This window comes from Agrobacterium tumefaciens (assembly GCF_031801495.1).
Classification (GTDB): Bacteria; Pseudomonadota; Alphaproteobacteria; order Rhizobiales; family Rhizobiaceae; genus Agrobacterium; species Agrobacterium tumefaciens_K.
Genome location: NZ_JAOEGC010000002.1, coordinates 2,255,165 through 2,274,270, shown reverse-complemented (window position 1 = coordinate 2,274,270; position 19,106 = coordinate 2,255,165). Strand labels below are relative to the sequence as shown.

Genomic DNA, 19,106 nt, shown 5'->3' with positions numbered 1-19,106 from the left:
AGCCTCGCATCCGGAAGGATGCGAGGCAGTTACCTGGGAGTTTTCTATCAGTCCTCGCTGGCCGCGAGCTGGGTCAGGACTTCACCGCGGCCGCGAATGCGCATGATGAGCGGAATGATGAAAGCTGCGGCTGCGACAATGAACAGGCCCACGGCGATCGGGGAGGTAAGCAGCACCGTCGGGTCGCCCTGACCGATGGCGAGCGCGCGGCGAAGCTGCTGTTCGGCCAGCGGTCCGAGGATCAGGCCGACGACGGCAGGCGCGATCGGATAACCGAAAATGCGCATGATGTAGCCGAGGATACCGAAGGCCAGCAGCATGCCGAGTTCGAATACCGATGGGTTGGCGCCGATGGTGCCGAGCGTGGCAAACAGCAGGATGCCCGCGTAAAGCCAGGGCTTGGGAATGGTCAGCAGCTTCACCCACAGGCCGATGAGCGGCAGGTTCAGCACCAGCAGCATCAGGTTGGCGATGAACAGGCTGGCGATCAGACCCCAGACGAGCTGCGGATTGGTGGCAAACAGCAGCGGGCCGGGTTGCAGGCCATATTGCTGGAAGCCTGCGAGCATGATCGCGGCGGTCGCCGTGGTCGGTAGGCCGAGCGTCAGCAGCGGCACCAGCGTACCGGCGGCCGAGGCGTTGTTGGCCGCTTCCGGACCGGCAACGCCCTCGATGGCGCCCTTGCCGAATTCTTCCGGATATTTGGTCAGCTTCTTTTCGGTCGCGTAGGAGAGGAAGGTGCCGATTTCGGCGCCGCCTGCGGGCATCGCACCGATGGGGAAACCGATCAGCGTGCCGCGCAGCCAGGCTTTCCAGGAGCGCGCCCAGTCCTGCGCGCTCATCCAGACGGAGCCTTTCACGGCTTCCACCTTGTCGGGGCCGCCCTGACCCTGTGCAACGATGAACAGCGTTTCTCCGATGGCGAACATGGCGACGGCCAGCGTCGTGACTTCCACACCGTCGAGCAGATCGGGAACGCCGAAGCTCATGCGGGTCTGGCCGGTCAGCTGGTCGATGCCGATGATGGCGAGCGTGAAGCCGATGAACAGCGAGGTCAGGCCGCGCAGCGCCGAATCTCCGAAGGCGGAGGACACGGTGACGAAGGCCAGAACCATCAGCGCGAAATATTCGCGCGGACCGAAGACCAGCGCCAGCTTGACGATATAGGGGGCGATGAAGGCCAGCGCGACGGTGGCGATCAGACCGGCGACGAAGGAGCCTATCGCCGCGGTGGCAAGGGCTGGTCCGCCGCGTCCCGCCCGCGCCATCTTGTTGCCTTCGAGCGCGGTAACGATTGAGGCGCTTTCGCCGGGCGTGTTGAGCAGGATCGAGGTGGTCGATCCGCCATACATGCCGCCGTAATAGATACCGGCGAACATGATGAGTGAACCGGCGGGGTCGAGCCGGTAGGTGACGGGCAGAAGCAGTGCAACGGTCAGCGCCGGGCCGATGCCGGGCAGAACGCCGACGGCGGTGCCGAGCGTCACGCCGATCAGCGCGTAGAGCAGGTTCATGGGTTGGGCGGCAACCTCAAGACCGTGCAGCAGGAATTCAAACGTACTCATGGACAGATGTCCCCCTGTCGGGTGGAACGGCTGGCGCTTGTGCCGCGCCTCGGTTCCCTTTGATCTCGAAACTTGGTTGGAATGGCCGTCAGACGAACAGCCGTTCCAGCGGTCCGGCTGGCAGCGAAAGCTGGAGGAGCCGCGCGAAGACGAACCAGACGACGAAGCTCAGGGCAATTCCGATCGGGATCGAATACCAGAGCTTGCGCTTGCCGAAGGCACGCGCCGTAAAGGCAAAGAGCAGGCCGGTAGCGATCGAAAATCCTGCCGTGTTGAGCAGCAGCATCTGGGCTGCAAGTCCGGCGACGACCCAGACGACGGGGCCGACGTCCTGCTTGTCGCGGGTCGGGAAATCGTTGCGCCAGGCCTCGACGGCCGTCCAGATCGCAAGGCCGATAAGACAGATACCGATGGCATAAGGCACGGTGGCAGGGCCGACCGGCGAATATCCGGTCACGCTGGCAAGGCGTGCGCTATCCCAGAAGATCACGCAGGCGATGGCGACGAGGGCGATGGCGATCACGAACGCCGCCCAGTCAGGGCGGCGTTTTTGATGGCTGGAAGGGTTGGAACCCTGGCTCATTTTACCAGTCCGATGTCTTTGAGGATTGCTTCGGTGGAAGTGGTGTCCTTGGCAAGCTGCGCCTTGAAGTCGTCACCGGCGAGATAGGTGTCCATCCAGCCCTTGGTCTTCAGGGTTTCCTGCCACTTGGCGGACTTCGCCAGCTTCTCGATGTCGGCGTTGACGGCCTTTTCCTGTTCCGGCGTCAGGCCGGGAGCAGCTGCAACCATGCGCCAGTTCTGCACGACGACATCAAGACCGCTTTCCTTCAGCGTCGGGGCGTCGATGCCTTCCAGCTTCTCTTCGCTGGAAACGGCCAGCAGGCGCAGCGTACCGGCCTTTACCTGGCTTTCGAATTCGCCGTAGCTGGAAATGCCAGCCGTCACCTGCGAACCGAGGATGGATGCCAGCGCTTCGCCGCCGCCGGAATAGGCGATGTAATTGATCTTGGTCGGATCGACGCCTGCCGCCTTGGCAATCAGGCCAGCGGTGATGTGGTCGGTGCCGCCAGCGGAGCCGCCGCCCCAGGAGACGCTTCCCGGATCGGCCTTCAGCTTTTCGACCAGATCCTTGATGGTCTTGATCTCGGACGAGGCCGGAACGACGATGGCTTCATATTCGCCGGTCAGGCGGGCAACCGGGGTGACTTCATTCAGCGTGACCGGGGACTTGTTGGTCAGGATCGCGCCGACCATCACGTAGCCGCCGACGATCAGGGCGTTCGGATTGCCCTTCTGCTGGCTGGCGAACTGCGCCAGGCCGATTGTGCCGCCAGCGCCCGGTACGTTCTGCACCTGCACGCTCTTGGAAATGCCTTCTTCCTGCAGAACGGTCTGCAACGACCGCGCCGTCTGGTCCCAGCCGCCGCCGGGATTGGCCGGGGCGATGATCATGTAGTCTGCGGCTGCCGCAGGAAGAGCGATCGCGCCTGCCAGGAATGTGCTGATAAGAAAATGTTTCACTTTAACCCTCCTCAGGATGCCCGTCGTTGCGGGCGTCGTTATGTTTTATGCGGGAAGAGGGTGTCGAGAGCGCAGGGATCCTGACGCGGCCGGAGCGGCGCTGGACTTTGCGGTCTTCGAGAGTTCCTCCCACATCTTCTTCCGCCTCCACGGAATGAAGAAGAATTGCAGAGCACCATAGAAAGCTGTCATCTAACTGACGCAACGCAATTCCATGGTTGTTTACTCTCTATTAATTTCCGCCGGGCGTCCACTGGAGCGTGCTTGGCAGCGCTTTCAATCTCTTCATTCCTTCGATGCGCACAGGAATGAGGAGCGCCGCCGCCGAGACTACTGCGAGCGCAGAGCCTCGTTCCAGCGTTCGATCAGGCGGCTGCGCTTGACCTGATCGAGATAGACCATCAGGCCGGGGCTGACGGGAACCGGACGCAATTGCGCGCCGTGAATGGCCTGCATGGTGTTGGCGGTGTTTTCGCCCGCCACTTCCGGGCTGACCGCCGGGATCTGCAACTGCCTTGCCATGATCGTCTGGCCTTCCTTCGACATGAAGAATTCCAGATACCGGCGGCCAAGCTCGGGGTTGGCGGCTGCTTCCGGTACAAGTCCGATGCGCGACATGACCACGGTATAGTCCTTCGGCAGAACGATGCCGACGTCCGGATGGCGTGATGCCCAGTCGGCGGCGTAGGAGCCGAGGATGTTGTAGGCCAGCACGAAACGGCCATCGGACACGCGCTCCAGAATGGCCGACGAGGTGGAATAGACCTTCACGCCGGCAGCACCCATGCGCTTGATGACGCTCCAGATATCGCCGAACTGTTCCTGATCGCGTGACATGAACAGGAAACCGACGCCGGAGCGTTCGATGTCGTAAGTGGCGATACGACCATGAACTTCTTTGGCGTGGCGTTCCAGATAATCGACGAATTCGGCGCGCGTGGCTGGTGGTTTCTCATGCCTGAAGCTCGGTTTGTGGTAGACGAAAACGGCAGGCTCGAAGGTCAGCGCATAGGCCGTGTTGCGCCAGTTTGCCCAGGCGGGCCAGCGCGAACTCATCGGCAGGTCGGAACGCTGCGCATAGCCGTCATTGCTCAGTTTCACCTGAAGATCCATGGCGGATGAAAAGGCGAAGTCTGCGGTCTTTTCACCCGCATCGGTTTCCTTGACGATCCGGTCGTAAATCTCTCCCGTCAGCATGTCCTCGTAGGACACGGCAATGTTCGGGTTGGCCTCCTGAAATCCCTTGATCATCGGTGTTGCAAGCGGTTCGTCCAGCGAGGAATAGACCACCAGTGTCTGTGTCTCCGCATTGGCGGAAAGTGCGGGGAAAAGAACGGGTTCCGCCATCGCGGGCAGGTTGAGGCCAAGACAGAGACATAAGGGAAGAACGATACGCATGGAAAAGATCATGCCGCACGCGCTTGCCATTCACAAGCGCCGGGCGGTTGGTTAAGTTCAGGCGACGCTGCGAGGGATAAGATTTGCGCATATTGCTGGTCGAGGACAATCAGGTTCTGTCGGAAGGGCTGTCCGCGCTTCTGCGTGGCAGCGGTTATGCCGTGGATGTGGTGTCCGACGGTGCGTCCGCCGATGCGGCGATTGCGGTGGAAAGTTTCGATCTCGTCATTCTCGATCTCAATCTTCCCGAAATGGATGGCATCGAGGTTCTGCGCGCCATGAGGGCGCGACAGGACAAGGCGGCGGTGCTGATACTCACCGCGCGCGGCACACCGGAGGAAAAGGTCAAGGGTCTGGACCTTGGCGCCGACGACTACATGATAAAACCCTTCGATATTGCCGAGTTCGAGGCGCGGGTGCGTGTGCTGCTGCGCCGCAATGCGGGTTTGCGCTCCTCGTCTGTCAGCTTTGGCAGGGTGTCTTTCGACCTGATCTCGCGCACCTTTTCGGCCGAGGGGCGTCCGCTCGATATTCCGGCCCGTGAGGTGGCGCTCCTGGAAGTGCTGTTTCTCCGCGCCGGCAAGGTGGTTGCCAAGGAGGCGATCGTGCAGTCGCTCACCGGCTTCGATGACGAGCTTTCCGGCAACGCCATCGAACAATATGTCAGCCGCCTGCGCAAAAGGCTCGGGCCACACGGCCTGACGGTGAAGACGGCGCGCGGCATCGGCTATTATCTCGACAAGCTGCCGGAGATGGCTGAATGAAGCAGGCCGCCTATTCGCTCCGGCGACGGCTTCTCGGCTGGCTTCTCATTTCCACGGCCATCATAGGCTGTATCGCGCTTGCCGATACCTGGCGCGAGGCGGTCAACACCGCCAACGTCGTCTCGGACCGGGTGCTGTCCGGGTCGGCGTTGGCGATCGCCGAGCGCGTGGTGGTGGCCGAAGACGGCTCGCTGGAAGTCGACATTCCCTATGTGGCTCTGGAAATGCTGACGTCCGCCGCGCAGGACCGGGTTTTCTACCGTGTCGACGGTCCCAACGGTCAGTTCCTGACCGGCTATCAGGCGTTGCCCCTGGTCGAAAAGCTCACCGGCGATACACCTGTCTACATGGATGCGGTTTTCCGCAACGAGCGTATCCGGATCGCCGCTATCCAGCGGTTCGCGTCGACCGGCATCAATTCCGTGCCGTTTTCCGTGACGGTTGCCGAAACGACGATTGCCCGCAGCCAGCTTGCCAACGCCATCATCCTGCGCTCGGCGCTGCGCCTTTTTTTGATGATCGTCGGTGCGGCGGCCATCGTCTGGGTTGCGGTGACGATTTCGCTTCGCCCGCTCTACCGGCTCGGCGAGGCGATTGCAGAGCGCAGTCCCAACGACCTGCATCCTATCGAACAGTCCGTGCCGGTTGAGGTGGAAAGCCTTGTCGAAACCGTCAATTCCTTCATGGTGCGGCTGCAATCGGCGCTGGATGCGCTCAGGCACTTCACCGGAAATGCCAGCCATCAGCTTCGCACGCCGCTTGCCATCATCCGCACCCAGCTTGCGCTTTCGGCACGCGCGGGCAGTCTGGACGAGGCGCAGGCTGCGGCCCGCAAGGGCGATGCCTCGGTCGCCCATGCCGAGCATATTCTGGCGCAGCTTCTGCGTATGGCCAATATCGATGCCGCTGGTTCGGGCGAGAAGCAGCAGTTTGCGAACATCGATCTTGTGGCTTTGGCGCAGGAGGTGACGGCGGATTTCGTGCCGCGTGCCGCCGAAGCGGGCATCGATCTTGGCTTCGAAGGCGAGGGAGCCGCCATGATCGCCGCCGAGCCGCTGCTGCTCGGCGAGCTTATGGGCAACCTGATCACCAATGCCATCAATTATGCAGGGCGCGGCGCGGAAGTAACCGTCCGCGTGGGCCAGTCGGCGGATACCGTCTGGCTCGAAGTCGAGGATAACGGCCCCGGCATTCCGCCCGAAAAACGTGCCGTGGTGCGCCAGCGCTTTGCGCGGGGCGACGGCAATGTCGCGCCGGGTGCCGGTCTTGGCCTCGCCATCGTGGAGGAGATTGCGGGGCTGTTCCAAGGGCGGCTGGAGCTGTGCGACGGCGCAGGCGGGCGCGGCCTGAAGGTACGCGTGCAATTCGGCTAGGCACGACTGCCGATCATGCCAAACGGCGCGACAGTCTCTTGCGACGATCGCGCCGAAGCATCGAAATTCCCGCTATTCGTTCAGCTTGTCGATGAGCTGAATGACAATATCGGCGCAAGCCTTCATCGGTTCATCGTCGGCGCATTTGACGTCGATCTTCCGCTCACCGTCCTCGAGGCGGAAATGGGCAGCCTTTGAGGGCGGCGGCGGTGGCATTCTCTTGCCGTGCGGACCGCCCTCTCTCCAGCCTGCCTCTCTCGGACCACCCGGACCGGGCGGCGGTGGAGGAGGTGGCGGCGCATCCGCCCTCGGAGCCGCATCGGCAGGACCGGGCGGAGGCGGCGGTGGGGGTTGTTGGGCAAAAGTGGACGTTGCCGCGATAAGGAGCGCGGCTCCAGCAATAACCAGTTTTTTCATGAGGATAACCTCTTCGTTTTAACGACCAAGCAGAAACGGGGGCGAGAGGCGCTCGGTTGCTGGTCATCAGAAATAAAGTTTGAGGTTTTCCTTTAGCGGGAAGGTACGTCTCACCCCATCCGCTCGGAGGCATAGGAGCCGGGGCTTGGCGGGAAGACCACGGTGCGGTTGCCGTTGATGAAGGTGCGGTGGTGAATGTGAGCGTGGATGGCGCGTGCCAGCACCTGGCTTTCCACATCGCGGCCGAGCGACACGTAGTCTTCCGCCGATTGCGCGTGGGTGATGCGCACGGTGTCCTGCTCGATGATCGGGCCTTCGTCGAGGTCGGCGGTGACGTAGTGCGCCGTTGCGCCGATAAGCTTCACGCCGCGTTCATAGGCTTGCTTGTAAGGGTTCGCACCCTTGAAGGACGGCAGGAAGGAATGGTGGATGTTGATGATCTGGCCGGACATCTTGCGGCACATGTCATCGGACAATACCTGCATGTAACGCGCCAGCACGACGAGTTCCGTTCCGCTGGTTTCAATCAGCTCCATCAGCTGTGCTTCGGCCCGAGGCTTGTTTTCCTTCGTAACCTTGATGTGGTGGAAGGGAATGTCGTGATTGACGACGACCTTCTGGTAATCGAAGTGGTTCGAGACGACGCCTACGATATCGATCGGCAGGGCGCCGATCTTCCAGCGGTAGAGCAGGTCGTTGAGGCAATGGCCGAAACGCGATACCATCAGCAGTGTCTTCATGCGCTGGCCATCGCTGTAAATGCGAGCATCCATCTCGAATTTTTCCGCAACCGGGGCGAAACCATCGGTAATTTCCTCCAGGGTCGCTCCCGCTTCGGAAATGAAGGAAACGCGCATGAAGAACTTGCCGGTCTGAAGATCGTCGAACTGCGAACTGTCGACAATATTGCAACCCTTGTCCGCCAGATAACCAGAAATCGCGGCCACGATGCCGCGGGTCGATTTGCAGGCTACGGTCAGAACATAGGTCGTCATTCGCTTCTTTCCTCAAAGGCTTCGCTGTCCGCAAGGGACGGAAGGGTTCGGCGCGTTCCATAGAATGTTTCCCGTTCAAAGGGAAACGCTCTTTCGCAGCGGTGCCGCTGAGCAAATTCATAAGGTGCGAATGCAAGGCGCACCGTGCCGGAAACGACATGCGATGTCTCATGACCAGCACGGTGGCAGGGGCGTATCCTGCCGTCAGGCGCGGCGCAGGCGCATGGTGCGGCGGCCACGGCCGTCGATGAGTTCGAGCGTGCCGCGCCGGGCCTCCAGACGGAATGAGCGGGTTGCTTCCAGCGCATCGATGAATTGCCGTTCCTGGCGCATGATATCGGGTGCGCAGGCCATCTGTGTGGAGATCATCCGGCCGAAATCGATGCGGTTGCCGTTGATCCTTGCCTCGCCGCCGATGCCGTTGCAACCGGCGTTGCCGGAGACGCGGCCATCGCGGGAGATTTCGAGCGTCGCCTGCTTGCTGCCGCGAACCCGTTCGCCCTTTATATCCTCGACCAGCCAGCGTCCCTGGATACCGGCCTCCGGTTCCGGCCGGTCCGGCCCGCCTGCCACGCGTTGCAGCAGGAGATCGGTGTTGTCGCGCCCGCCGGTCAGCACGGAATAGCGGGTGGTGGTGGTAAACAGCACCCGGTCGCGATCACGGATCTCGGCACTCAGCGCATAGGAACGGCGCGGGCGGATATCGCGGTCGTCGTAACGCAGCACGAAGGGCACGGGAACTTGTCCGCGCGGGCGGATCGTCGTTTCGGCAATGGTGCGGGATGGCGCGTCCGCCAGCGAAACGTCGAGCAGACGGACGGTCACCGTCGCGCCCGGCGGCAGGGCGATGCGTTCCCTATAGAAAACCGTACCACGCAGGCTGGATGGAGCAGCGGCAACACCGCCTGCGGCAAACAGCGGCGCAAGCGCGGCGAGTGCCGTGAAACTGCGGCGGGAGAGAAGGGGTGCGCGGTCGGTCATCTGTCTGCTCCGTTCGATCGATGGGACACGAATCTCACCGGATGATAAAAAACGGCACTGAACGGGCGATGAACCGGCAAGAGAAAACCGCCGGTTGTTTCCGGCGGTTCGACTCTAAAAAAGATCGGGATCTGTCCTCTGCCATCCTCGGGCCGCCCGGACAACCCATCTCTCCAAACGCACCTGGATCCTCGCCTAAGGGCGAGGATGACGCCGAGGGTGGAGGAGTGCTATCACCAATCAACCACGGAAGCTGTCGCGGATCGCCTCGAATTTCGCAAGCTGACCGGCCAGCAGTTCCTTGTTTTCGTCGCGGCGGACGAAAATCTTGAACATGACCTTGCCTTCGGCATTCATGAACCAGACGGAACATGATCGGCGTCCATGGAAACCGCGATCGACGAAGGTGATCGTCGCACAGGCGTCCTTCTTGATGTGTCCGCCGATGGGGCTGTCGCCGTGGATGTTGAACCAGCCGTGGCCTTCGGTACCTTCCGGCAGGTGTCCGGGTACTTCAAGAACCACGTCCTGCGTCTGTACGATCATCAGGACTTCGCCCCAGCCGCGGATTTCGTCCCAGATGTCGTTGAATTTCTCGGCGGTGGCGGAAACGGCGGCACCTTCCGGCAGGATCGCCAGAATTTCCGCAGGCGTCACCTCGGCCTTGGCGGCAATCGCTTCCACGATGCCATCGGGCTTTTCGGCAAGCGCGGCTGCGGCGCGGGACTTGCGGTCCTCGGTCGTTGCGCTGTCGGCTGTTTGGGCAAGAGCACTCATCGTTGTCATCTCACGCGGCGCTCAAACGGCGTTCGCCATTCTTGTCTTCGTGAATGATGACGTCGAAGCCCTCGAAGTGCGGGCCGGAGAGGTATTCCACCTTGCCGCGGTTCTCGCCAGCCTTGGCGTGGGCGGCGCGGAACTGCTCGGATTTCGTCCAGTTCAGGAAGTCCTCCTTCGTCGCCCAGACGGTGTGCGATGCGTAGAGCGTGTGGTCGTCAGACTTCGGGCCTTTCAGCATGTGAAATTCGATGTAGCCCTGCAGTTCGCCGAGATGCGATTTGCGCTCGCGCCAGATCGATTCAAACGTGTCCTCGTAGCCCGGGACGACACGGAACCGGTTCATTGCGATATACATGAAAGTCTCCCTTTAAGTTTCCTGTTACAGTCAGGATATCGGGCGGCACCCGCGTTGAAAAGGGGCAGATTGCAAAGGTAACAAATTTACTCCACTTAAATGATTGCGCCCGCATTAAACATGTGCAAATAACTCAAGTTAAAGGCGTGGTGGAAGCTGCGCCATATCGTGTTTCGGGATATTGCCATGCTGACCTTCCGCCTTCGCCCGCTCGTCTTCGCCGCCCTGATGCCTGCCGTAATCGCGGCTGCCACGCCTTTCGCGCACGCATCCGACAAGGGAAATCCGGATGCCAGGCGCATCGTCGCGGTGGGCGGCACGGTTACGGAAATCCTTTATGCGCTTGGCGCGCAGGATCGAATCGTGGCGCGTGACAGCACCAGCACCTATCCGGCTGACGTCACGTCGAAACCTGATGTCGGTTACATGCGTGCTCTGTCTTCGGAAGGCATCCTGTCGCAGCAGCCCGATCTCATCCTGTCCGAAGACGGGTCCGGTCCGACAGATGTGATCTCGATCCTGAAGGCGAGCGAAGTGCCTTTCGTTACCATCGATACGCCGCCGACGGGTGATGCCATTCCGAAGAAGATCGAGGATGTCGGCGCCGCCGTTGGCCTGCAGGACAAGGCAAAGGCGCTTGCCGCCGAGACGAAGGCCGCGCTCGGGCTGCTTGCCAAGGATGTTTCCGCCGTGCCGGAAAAGGACAAGAAGCGCGTGCTCTTCGTTCTTTCCGCCTCCAACGGCCGGGTGATGGCGGCTGGCAAGGATACCGAGGCAGGCGCGATCATCGAGCTGGCGGGCGGCGTCAATGCGGTGCAAAGCATCACCGGCTACAAGCCGCTGACGGATGAGGCAGTGATTTCCGCGGCCCCCGATGTGGTGCTGGTGATGTCGCGCGGCGACCATGCGGGCACGGCTGAGGAGATATTTTCGCTTCCTGCCTTCCAGTCGACACCGGCCGCAGCCAGCAAGACCCTCATCAGCATGGACGGCCTCTATCTCATTGGTTTTGGCCCGCGTACACCGGCTGCCGGTCGCGAGCTGGCAACTAAGCTTTATCCGGAGGTCGTCAAACCGTGAGCGTCGCCGCTTTGGGGTCGACTGACACGCATGTTCCGGGCGACAGATCGCGACGGGCGGTCGTCGTCCTTGGCCTGCTCGTCTGTCTTCTGCTGTTTTCCTGTGCCGTGTCGCTCGTCAGCGGGCCAACAGGCGTCGGCATCAGCCAGCTCTGGACCTATCTGACGGGCGGGGCAGCACAACTGGATTTGCGCGAAAAAGTCATCCTAGAGGCGGTTCGGTTGCCCCGCACGGCGCTCGGTCTCTTGATCGGCGCGGGCCTTGCCGTGTCGGGTGCGATGATGCAGGGGCTGTTCCGCAATCCGCTGGCCGATCCTGGCATTGTCGGCGTGACATCCGGCGCGGCGCTGTTCGCCGTTGCCGCGATTTCGCTCGGTGAAGGCGTTCTGGCGACGGTCGCGGTGTTTTTCGGTCCGCATTTCCTGCCGCTCATGGCCTTCTTCGGCGGGCTTCTGAATACGTGGCTGCTGTACCGCATCGCCACCAAGGACGGCGCGACCTCGACCACCACGCTCATTCTGGCCGGTATTGCCGTCGCGGCGATCAGCGGTGCCTTGACCGGGCTGATGATCTTCGTGGCTGATGACCGGGCGCTGCGCGACATCACCTTCTGGTCGCTCGGTTCGCTCAGCGGCTCGACACCGGCAAAGGTGCTGGCAACGTTGCCTTTCATCATCGTCGTGCTGGGCATCATTCCCTTCGTTGCCAGAGGGCTGGATGCGCTGATCCTCGGTGACGCTGCCGCCTTTCACATGGGTATTCCGGTGCAGAAGCTGAAACGCGTTGTCATTCTGGCCGTCGCTGCGGCCTGCGGGGCGAGCGTTGCCGCTGCCGGGTCCATCGGTTTCGTCGGTATCGTCGTGCCACATCTTCTGCGGCTGGCCATCGGGCCGTCACATCGCTTTCTTCTGCCTGCCTCGGCGCTCGGCGGTGCGGCGCTTCTGCTTCTGGCAGACAGCTTTGCCCGTACCGTTGCCGCCCCTGCGGAACTGCCGATCGGCGTCGTGACGGCGCTCATCGGCGCGCCCGTCTTCCTGTTCCTGCTGCTTGGTCGCGGCGGAAGCTTCATGAGAGGCACGTGATGATCCGGGCTGAAAACATCACGGTCACGCGGTTCGGGCGACACCTGCTGCACGATGTCAGCGTTGATCTCAAACCCGGCAAGGTCAATGTCATCATCGGCCCCAACGGTGCTGGCAAGTCCACGCTGATGAAGGTTCTCTCGGGCGAAATGAAACCCGATCAGGGTGCTACGACCTATCATGATATCGACCTTTCCCTTTACAAGCCCGCACAGCTTGCGCGGGTAAGGGCGGTTCTGCCGCAGAATACGCAGCTTGCCTTTCCGTTCACCGCGCTGGAAATCGTGCGCATGGGAGCGGTGGCACAAGGCGCGCTGAAGCCGGAGCAGCAGGCCCGTCAAGCCCTTGCAAAGGCCGGGCTTCGTGGTTTCGAACAGCGCTCCTACAACGTTCTGTCCGGTGGCGAGCAGCAGCGCGTGCAGTTTGCCCGCGCACTGGCGCAGGTTCCAGACCCGGTCGAAAACGGTGAGGTACGGGCGCTGTTTCTGGACGAGCCGACGGCCAGTCTCGACATCGGCCACCAGATCGCCGTGCTGGAAACGGCACGTGATTTTGCCTCAGGCGGCGGGCTTGTGCTCGCCATCCTGCACGATCTCAATCTGGCTGCGGAATTTGCCGATCAACTTATCGTCATGCATCAGGGCCGGGTCACGGCCAGCGGGCCGTCTTTCGAGACGATCAGTGACGATACGATCGCCCGTGTCTATGGCATTGGCGGTGTGGTCGGGCGTCTGCCCGCCGCGCACATTCCCTACGTGCTGCCGCAATCGCGGCATCGTTGAGCGGCTGTCGCTCTCCAGGCCTGCGGGTCAGGCGTTGGGGTCCGGTCGGGTCACGATGAAAAGACCGGACGCCAGCATGATCGAGGCCACCAGGATTGCGCGCAAGGGCGGTGGGTCGCTGAAAAACCAGAACGCCGCATAACTGACCGAAATCGCTGATATTGCTGCGATTTTTGCGTTTCTGGCAATGGCGCCCTTTTCCCGCCACTGCCGCAGCGGCGGCCCGAATTTCGGGTGGTTCAGCAGCCACGCTTCCAGCTTGGGTGAGGAGCGAGAGAAAAACCATACGGCCAGCAGCAGAAAGGGTGTCGTCGGCAATATGGGAAGGAATGCACCGACGATGCCGGTTGCGAGCATAAGCCAGCCGAGACAGAGATAGAGAAGGCGCATGGCCTATGCCGGTATCATGAGTTCTCTACTCATGATAGTGGGAATCGGTGGCGTTTGCGTGAACGGATTTAACGGTAAGCGTCCGGCCGGCATGCCTTTAAGGGTTGAAAGCTTGTCACTCTGTCTTTATCCCGTTGCAGCGATGGCCGGAGCATAACCGGGCCACGACAAGACAGAGAAGAAGAAGGAAAACGCCATGGCCAAGCTGATCCACTCGATGGTCCGGGTGCTGGATGAGAAACGTTCGGTGGAGTTTTACAAGCAGGCTTTCGGACTGGAGATCGCACAGCGGGCCGAGTTCGAAAATTTCACGCTCATCTATCTCAGCAATGCCGAAGGTGATTTCGAGCTTGAGCTGACCGTCAACCGCGGCCGCGAGGTTCCCTACGCGCTGGGTGACGGCTACGGCCATCTCGCCGTCAGCGTTGCGGATGTCGATGCCGAGCATGCTCGCTTCCTCGCACTTGGCCTGTCACCGGGCAAGATCATCGAGGCCGAATACAAGGGTGCGGCTTTCGCGAAATATTTCTTCATCTGCGATCCGGATGGATACAAGATCGAAGTGCTGCAGCGCGGCAACCGGTTCAAGTAAACAGCAGGTGGATTTCATGGCAGAGGCAGGCGTGAAACTGGAAGACAGCTGGAAGCGCGTTCTTTCCGCAGAGTTCGCCAGCCCCTACATGCAGAAGCTGAAAGATTTCCTGCTTGCCGAAAAAAATGCCGGCAAGCACATCTTCCCCAAGGGGCCTGAATATTTCCGGGCGCTCGACCTGACGCCGCTTGGCGAGGTCAAAGTCGTTATTCTGGGGCAAGATCCCTATCACGGGCAGGGTCAGGCGCACGGGCTTTGTTTTTCGGTAAAGCCCGGCATTCGCATCCCGCCGTCACTCGTCAATATCTACAAGGAACTACAGAGTGATCTCGGTATTCGCCCGGTTGGTCACGGCTTTCTGGAGAGCTGGGCGAAACAGGGCGTGCTGCTGCTCAATAGCGTGCTGACGGTGGAGGAGGCGCGCGCCGCCTCGCATCAGGGGCAGGGCTGGGAAAAGTTCACCGATGCCGTCATCCGGGCCGTCAATGACGAATGCGAGCATGTCGTTTTCCTTCTGTGGGGTTCCTACGCCCAGAAAAAGGCGTCCTTCGTGGATCAGTCCAAACATCTGGTGCTGCGCTCGCCGCATCCCTCGCCGCTTTCGGCCCACAATGGCTTTTTCGGCAATCGGCATTTTTCCAGAGCCAACGAGTTTCTCGCCTCGCACGGGCGTTCACCGATAGACTGGCAGCTGCCGGATGTGCCGGAAGGTGCGAAAAACCTTCTTTGACCAGTCATAATATCTTTGCGCTTTGTGGTTGCCGGCATTAAAGATAACCGGACTACAAACCGAAGGATTTATGGCCTTGTCTCTTCTGTCTGCCGAAACCTCTGTTGCCCTCGTTGATCCCGTTGCCCTCGTTGATGCCTTCGAGGGGCATTTTTCCGAGCATATGGATATGAGCCGGGAAGGTGCAACGGTTCGTTTCAAGGCGGATTACGGCCATGGCAGCTTCAGCGCCGAAGGCGGGCGTTTTGCCGCGCGGGTCAGCTGTGTTTCAGAAAACGTGCTGATGTCGGTGAAGTCGATGGTCGCCGAGCATATCGTCGAGTTCTCCGGCGAGACGGGGCTTGATTTCCGCTGGACCGGTCACGGTGCGGAGCAGAGCGAATTGCCGAACCTGTTCGTCGGCAAGGTGGCGCGGGCCTACAATCTGACGCCCCATATGCGCCGCCTGGTAATTTCCGTCGGAAGCGGCATCGAAAAGCTTGTTACCAGCGGCATGCATGTGCGGCTTCTGCTGGTTCCCGATCAGGCGCGTGCGCCGGTCTGGCCCTATCTTGCCGCAACCGGCGCAATCGTCTGGCCGGAAGGTGAGGACGAACTGACGCGTCGCATCTACACCATCCGCTCCGCCGATATCGCGCGCCACGAGGTCCACATCGATTTCGTCATGCATGAGGGCGACCATATGCCTGGCGCCCGGTTCGGCGCGACAGCCAAGCCCGGCGATGTCGTCGGCATCATTGGTGCGAGCGGCGTTTGCCCGGAAGCAGACGCTTACGTGTTTGCCGGTGACGAGACGGCCCTGCCGGTGATGCTGCGCATGGCAGCGGAAATGCCGGCCGGCAAAAAGCTCAGCGTTTACGCGGAAATCGACGACGAGGCGGAACGACAGGAGGTCGTGTGTGCCGCCGATGTCGAGTGGACATGGCTCTATCGTCGCGGCAAGCCCGCAGGCACGTCCGGCCTTATCGAACAGGCGCTACGCGGCCATGCCTTCGGCCGTGACCATGGAGGCCTGCATGTCTTCGTCGCCTGCGAGAAAAACGAGGCCCGTGCTGCGAAATCGTACCTCATAGACGAGGTTGGGGTTCCGAAGGCATCTCTACGGTCAGTCGGCTACTGGGCGATGGGCAGCGCCGACGACCACTGAACACCTCAGCATCATGACGGAGCTGATCGCTCTGGCCCCGGACTAATCCGGCGTGACGGTGTTGGCATGCAAGGCTTCGTCCAATCCTCGTGTAGCTTTGCTTCACCCGTTTCTGCGTCGCCGTTTTGTGAACGATCCGTTCGGATTGTTCTCTCTATGCGATCCAGCTTTCTTGCCCCATCTTCTGCTCATGAAACACGGAAGGGCTTCGTTTCGGGAGCCCGGTGAGCCAAAAGGGGTTTATCATGATTGACCAGATCAAGGGCCTGCACCACGTCACATCGATGGCTGCGAGTGCGCGCCAGAACAACAGCTTCTTCACCGATACGCTCGGCCTGCGTCGCGTCAAGAAGACCGTCAACTTCGACGCACCGGATGTCTACCATCTCTATTATGGCGATGAGGTCGGCACGCCCGGCTCCGTCATGACCTATTTTCCGTTCCCGCACATTGCCCGTGGCCGTCCCGGCACCGGCGAGGTCGGCACCACACTGTTTTCCGTTCCGGAAGGCTCGCTCGGTTACTGGCAGGATCGTCTTTCCAGGGCGGGCGTCGATGGCCTGAAGGCCGATGAGGCGTTCGGCAACAAGCGCCTGCATTTCGCCGGTCCCGATGGCGACGGCTTTGCGCTGGTCGAGGTGCGTGACGATGCGCGCCCGCAATGGATCGGAAACGGTGTCGGCGAGGATCAGGCGATCCGCGGTTTTCAGGGAGCGTCGCTTCGCCTTCGCGATGAAGGTGCGACGGCGGAACTTCTGAAGTTCATGGGTTATCAGGAAGTCGACCGTCAGGACGGCGTTCTGCGTCTCGGTATCCCCGGCGGTAACGGTGCCGATTTCATCGACATCGAAACCATGCCGAACATTTCAGGTGCACGGCTTGGTGCAGGTTCGGTGCACCACATCGCCTTTGCGGTCGAAAACCGCGAAAAGCAGCTGGAAGTGCGCAAAGCGTTGATGGATACCGGTTATCAGGTAACGCCCGTCATCGACCGCGATTACTTCTGGGCGATTTACTTCCGCACGCCGGGCGGCGTCCTGTTCGAGATCGCCACCAACGAACCCGGTTTCGACCGCGACGAAGACACCGCGCATCTGGGCGAAGCGCTGAAGCTGCCAACCCAGCACGCGCATCTGCGCTCCGTGCTGGAAGAGCATCTCGAACCGCTCGGTGACGAAAAGGCGGCGTAATTCGTGATGGCGAGCGGAGAGGGGCAGTGCTTCGCCTCTCTCCGCCATACCGGACTTTCTGTGCAATACAACGACCGTCACCCTCGGGCTTGACCCGAGGGTCCATACGCCATCGGCATGGATGGTCGGGGCATCCTCGGACATGAACCGGGGACCGAACATGACGGGGAACGAAAGGAACTCCCCATGACCAAGGACACATATTTCCACAAGGCCCGTGCCGGTGCGCCGGGTCAGCCGCTGTTCGTCGTGCTTCATGGTACCGGCGGCGATGAAAACCAGTTTTTCGATTTCGGCGGCCGGCTGTTGCCGCAGGCCACTATCGTTTCGCCGCTGGGCGACGTTGCCGAACACGGCGCGGCGCGTTTCTTCCGGCGGACCGGCGAGGGTGTCTACGATATGGCCGACCTGAAGCGGGCAACGGACAAGATGGCCGAGTTCGTCAGAGCGAACCGCGATCATTACGAGGCCGGGCCGGTCATCGGGCTTGGTTTTTCAAATGGCGCGAACATTCTCGCCAATGTGCTGATCGAGTACCCGGACCTCTTCGACGCGGCGGTGCTGATGCATCCTCTGATCCCGTTCCAGCCGAAACCGGCCGCGGCTAAACCATCGCGGCGCGTGCTGGTGACAGCGGGCGAGCGCGATCCGATCTGCCCCGTGCCGCTCACACAGGCATTTGAAACCTGGCTCGAAGCGCAGGGCGGTTCGGTCAAAACCGTCTGGCATCCGGGAGGACACGAAATCCGCTCGAACGAGATTGACGCGATCCGCGATTTCCTCGCGCCTTATGCGGCATAAAATCGAAAACCGACGCTGGTTTTGGCCCTGACGGTCATATTCGGCTTGCGGCGATCTTTCCGCTTGCCGATACTGCCGGGACAGTTCGTCCCCCTGTTCCGGTAGTTTTTCATGAGCAAAACGATTTTCAATCCGCCGTCCGTGCGAAAGCCCTTCGGCAACTACAATCACGGCCTCCTCGTGCCGCCGGGCGCATCGCTGCTTGTCACCTCCGGTCAGCTTGGCATCGGGCTGGATGATACCATCCCGGCCGACGTCACCGCGCAGGCGGAACTGTGTTTCGAGGCGATCAAGGCAATTCTCGAAGACGCCGGCATGACGTTTGCGGATGTCATCCGCATTTCCGGTTTCGTCACGAAGCGTGAGGATTTCGCGCCCTACATGGCGGTGCGGGATCGCTATACGCTCGATCCCAAGCCGGTTTCCACGCTTATCATCGTGTCGGGTTTCACCCGGCCGGAATTTTTGGTCGAGGTGGAGGTCACGGCCGCGAAGGCGGCCTGATTTCGCTTACCGATACCCGCACTGCTGCAACTGTGCCTCATAACGTTGGGCCATGTTGGCGGACCGGCGGGCAGCTCTCTGCACACCGGCATTGTTGCGCCAGCTTCCTTTCGCATAACCGGCATGGCCGGAATAATAGGCGAGGTAGAGGTTGTAGGGGTCGTTCAGGGCGATGCCGTTTTCGCGGCGGCTCTTGGCGTGATACCAGCCGACGAAATGGATGGCGTCGGTAAAGTCGGTACGGCTTGCGGACCAGCGGCCCGTTTCGCGCTTGTAGACTTCCCATGTGCCGTCCAGCGCCTGCGCGTAACCATAGGCCGTCGACTGGCGTTTCCACGGAATGAAACCGAGCAGCTTGGTGCGCGGCGGGCGGGCATAGGGCCGGAAACTGGATTCGGTGTAGATCGTCGCCATCATCACCGGAACCGGTACGCCGAATTCGCGCTCGGCTGCCTTGGCGTCACGCTGCCAGTTGTTAAAGATGCCATTGCGCTGTTCGAAGATCGCACAGGCATTAGTGATCTGGGAGGGCGCTGTCGCGCAACCGGCCAGAACAGTCATCAGTAGAACAACGGCAAATACGCCACGCATCGCGGAACCCTTTCGTTCCGCCGTTTATAAATTCGTAAGGATTAACGCCGGGTTTTAAGACAAGG

General features: G+C 61.1%; 22 protein-coding genes. 12 read left to right on the top strand and 10 right to left on the bottom strand.

What is annotated here, in order from left to right:
- Positions 1-47 precede the first annotated feature (47 nt).
- From N7578_RS20510 to N7578_RS20495, 4 genes are all read right to left on the bottom strand, one after another.
- Positions 48-1,565, bottom strand: a complete 1,518-nt coding sequence (locus N7578_RS20510) for a tripartite tricarboxylate transporter permease (RefSeq protein ID WP_311112066.1) — start codon at positions 1,563-1,565, stop codon at positions 48-50.
- 88 nt (positions 1,566-1,653) lie between these two features.
- Positions 1,654-2,148 (bottom strand): tripartite tricarboxylate transporter TctB family protein, encoded by a 495-nt coding sequence (locus N7578_RS20505; RefSeq protein ID WP_311112065.1) that lies wholly within the window; start codon positions 2,146-2,148, stop codon positions 1,654-1,656.
- Entirely contained in the window at positions 2,145-3,089 is a 945-nt protein-coding gene (locus N7578_RS20500; RefSeq protein WP_311112064.1) for a tripartite tricarboxylate transporter substrate binding protein, read from the bottom strand. The genes N7578_RS20505 and N7578_RS20500 overlap by 4 nt, the downstream gene beginning before the upstream one ends.
- Positions 3,090-3,419: 330 nt before the next feature.
- Complete coding sequence (locus N7578_RS20495) at positions 3,420-4,499, bottom strand: ABC transporter substrate-binding protein (protein ID WP_311112573.1); 1,080 nt, start codon at positions 4,497-4,499, stop codon at positions 3,420-3,422.
- Between the two features lie 71 nt (positions 4,500-4,570).
- Here N7578_RS20495 and N7578_RS20490 point away from each other — a divergent pair, with 71 nt between their 5' ends.
- From N7578_RS20490 to N7578_RS20480, 3 genes are read left to right on the top strand one after another with little or no spacing between them, the layout of a single operon-like run.
- The gene (locus N7578_RS20490; protein WP_311112063.1) at positions 4,571-5,251 is read left to right on the top strand and encodes a response regulator transcription factor; all 681 of its coding nucleotides are present in this window, start codon (positions 4,571-4,573) and stop codon (positions 5,249-5,251) included.
- A complete protein-coding gene (locus tag N7578_RS20485) occupies positions 5,248-6,624 on the top strand; it encodes a sensor histidine kinase (protein WP_311112062.1) in 1,377 nt (458 codons plus the stop codon). The genes N7578_RS20490 and N7578_RS20485 overlap by 4 nt, the downstream gene beginning before the upstream one ends.
- A gap of 15 nt (positions 6,625-6,639) precedes the next feature.
- Positions 6,640-6,822, top strand: a complete 183-nt coding sequence (locus N7578_RS20480) for a hypothetical protein (RefSeq protein ID WP_311112061.1) — start codon at positions 6,640-6,642, stop codon at positions 6,820-6,822.
- Positions 6,823-7,151: 329 nt separating this feature from the next.
- On the opposite strand, the gene purU is transcribed toward N7578_RS20480, so the two are convergent.
- The 4 genes from purU to N7578_RS20460 form a co-directional block, all read right to left on the bottom strand.
- On the bottom strand, positions 7,152-8,036 hold the full coding sequence (gene purU / locus N7578_RS20475; RefSeq protein ID WP_311112060.1) for a formyltetrahydrofolate deformylase: 885 nt from the start codon (positions 8,034-8,036) through the stop codon (positions 7,152-7,154).
- 204 nt (positions 8,037-8,240) lie between these two features.
- Positions 8,241-9,017 (bottom strand): YbaY family lipoprotein, encoded by a 777-nt coding sequence (locus N7578_RS20470; protein ID WP_311112059.1) that lies wholly within the window; start codon positions 9,015-9,017, stop codon positions 8,241-8,243.
- Between the two features lie 240 nt (positions 9,018-9,257).
- Positions 9,258-9,794, bottom strand: coding sequence for a heme utilization cystosolic carrier protein HutX (gene hutX, locus N7578_RS20465; protein WP_311112058.1), 537 nt, complete (start codon positions 9,792-9,794; stop codon positions 9,258-9,260).
- Positions 9,795-9,804: 10 nt separating this feature from the next.
- On the bottom strand, positions 9,805-10,152 hold the full coding sequence (locus N7578_RS20460) for an antibiotic biosynthesis monooxygenase (protein WP_311112057.1): 348 nt from the start codon (positions 10,150-10,152) through the stop codon (positions 9,805-9,807).
- A 186-nt stretch (positions 10,153-10,338) separates the two neighbouring features.
- Between N7578_RS20460 and N7578_RS20455 the strand changes: the two genes are divergently transcribed.
- Genes N7578_RS20455 through N7578_RS20445 form a run of 3 tightly spaced genes read left to right on the top strand, consistent with a single transcriptional unit; the run spans position 10,339 to position 13,096 of the window.
- Positions 10,339-11,232 carry a hemin ABC transporter substrate-binding protein gene (locus N7578_RS20455; RefSeq protein WP_311112056.1) on the top strand — a complete coding sequence of 298 codons (894 nt, stop codon included), beginning with the start codon at positions 10,339-10,341 and terminating at the stop codon, positions 11,230-11,232.
- Entirely contained in the window at positions 11,229-12,314 is a 1,086-nt protein-coding gene (locus N7578_RS20450) for an iron ABC transporter permease (RefSeq protein ID WP_311112055.1), read from the top strand. Before N7578_RS20455 ends, N7578_RS20450 begins: the two co-directional genes overlap by 4 nt.
- Positions 12,314-13,096 (top strand): heme ABC transporter ATP-binding protein, encoded by a 783-nt coding sequence (locus N7578_RS20445; RefSeq protein ID WP_311112054.1) that lies wholly within the window; start codon positions 12,314-12,316, stop codon positions 13,094-13,096. Before N7578_RS20450 ends, N7578_RS20445 begins: the two co-directional genes overlap by 1 nt.
- Before the next feature lie 27 nt (positions 13,097-13,123).
- Here the strand turns inward: N7578_RS20445 and N7578_RS20440 are convergent, their stop codons facing one another.
- On the bottom strand, positions 13,124-13,486 hold the full coding sequence (locus N7578_RS20440) for a YbaN family protein (protein ID WP_311112053.1): 363 nt from the start codon (positions 13,484-13,486) through the stop codon (positions 13,124-13,126).
- A gap of 196 nt (positions 13,487-13,682) precedes the next feature.
- On the opposite strand from N7578_RS20440, the gene N7578_RS20435 reads away from it, so the two are divergent.
- The 6 genes from N7578_RS20435 to N7578_RS20410 all read left to right on the top strand — a co-directional run bounded on the left by N7578_RS20435 (position 13,683) and on the right by N7578_RS20410 (position 18,450).
- Positions 13,683-14,078 (top strand): VOC family protein, encoded by a 396-nt coding sequence (locus N7578_RS20435; RefSeq protein WP_311112052.1) that lies wholly within the window; start codon positions 13,683-13,685, stop codon positions 14,076-14,078.
- A 16-nt stretch (positions 14,079-14,094) separates the two neighbouring features.
- Positions 14,095-14,808 carry a uracil-DNA glycosylase gene (gene ung, locus N7578_RS20430; protein ID WP_311112051.1) on the top strand — a complete coding sequence of 238 codons (714 nt, stop codon included), beginning with the start codon at positions 14,095-14,097 and terminating at the stop codon, positions 14,806-14,808.
- A 70-nt stretch (positions 14,809-14,878) separates the two neighbouring features.
- Positions 14,879-15,955: a DUF2218 domain-containing protein gene (locus N7578_RS20425; RefSeq protein WP_311112050.1), complete on the top strand. Its 1,077-nt coding sequence runs from the start codon at positions 14,879-14,881 to the stop codon at positions 15,953-15,955.
- A 245-nt stretch (positions 15,956-16,200) separates the two neighbouring features.
- Complete coding sequence (locus N7578_RS20420) at positions 16,201-17,145, top strand: VOC family protein (protein ID WP_311112049.1); 945 nt, start codon at positions 16,201-16,203, stop codon at positions 17,143-17,145.
- Positions 17,146-17,331: 186 nt separating this feature from the next.
- The gene (locus tag N7578_RS20415; RefSeq protein ID WP_311112048.1) at positions 17,332-17,946 is read left to right on the top strand and encodes an alpha/beta hydrolase; all 615 of its coding nucleotides are present in this window, start codon (positions 17,332-17,334) and stop codon (positions 17,944-17,946) included.
- A 111-nt stretch (positions 17,947-18,057) separates the two neighbouring features.
- The gene (locus N7578_RS20410; RefSeq protein ID WP_311112047.1) at positions 18,058-18,450 is read left to right on the top strand and encodes a RidA family protein; all 393 of its coding nucleotides are present in this window, start codon (positions 18,058-18,060) and stop codon (positions 18,448-18,450) included.
- Between the two features lie 6 nt (positions 18,451-18,456).
- Here N7578_RS20410 and N7578_RS20405 read toward each other — a convergent pair whose 3' ends face one another.
- The gene (locus tag N7578_RS20405; protein ID WP_311112046.1) at positions 18,457-19,041 is read right to left on the bottom strand and encodes a transglycosylase SLT domain-containing protein; all 585 of its coding nucleotides are present in this window, start codon (positions 19,039-19,041) and stop codon (positions 18,457-18,459) included.
- Positions 19,042-19,106 lie beyond the last annotated feature (65 nt).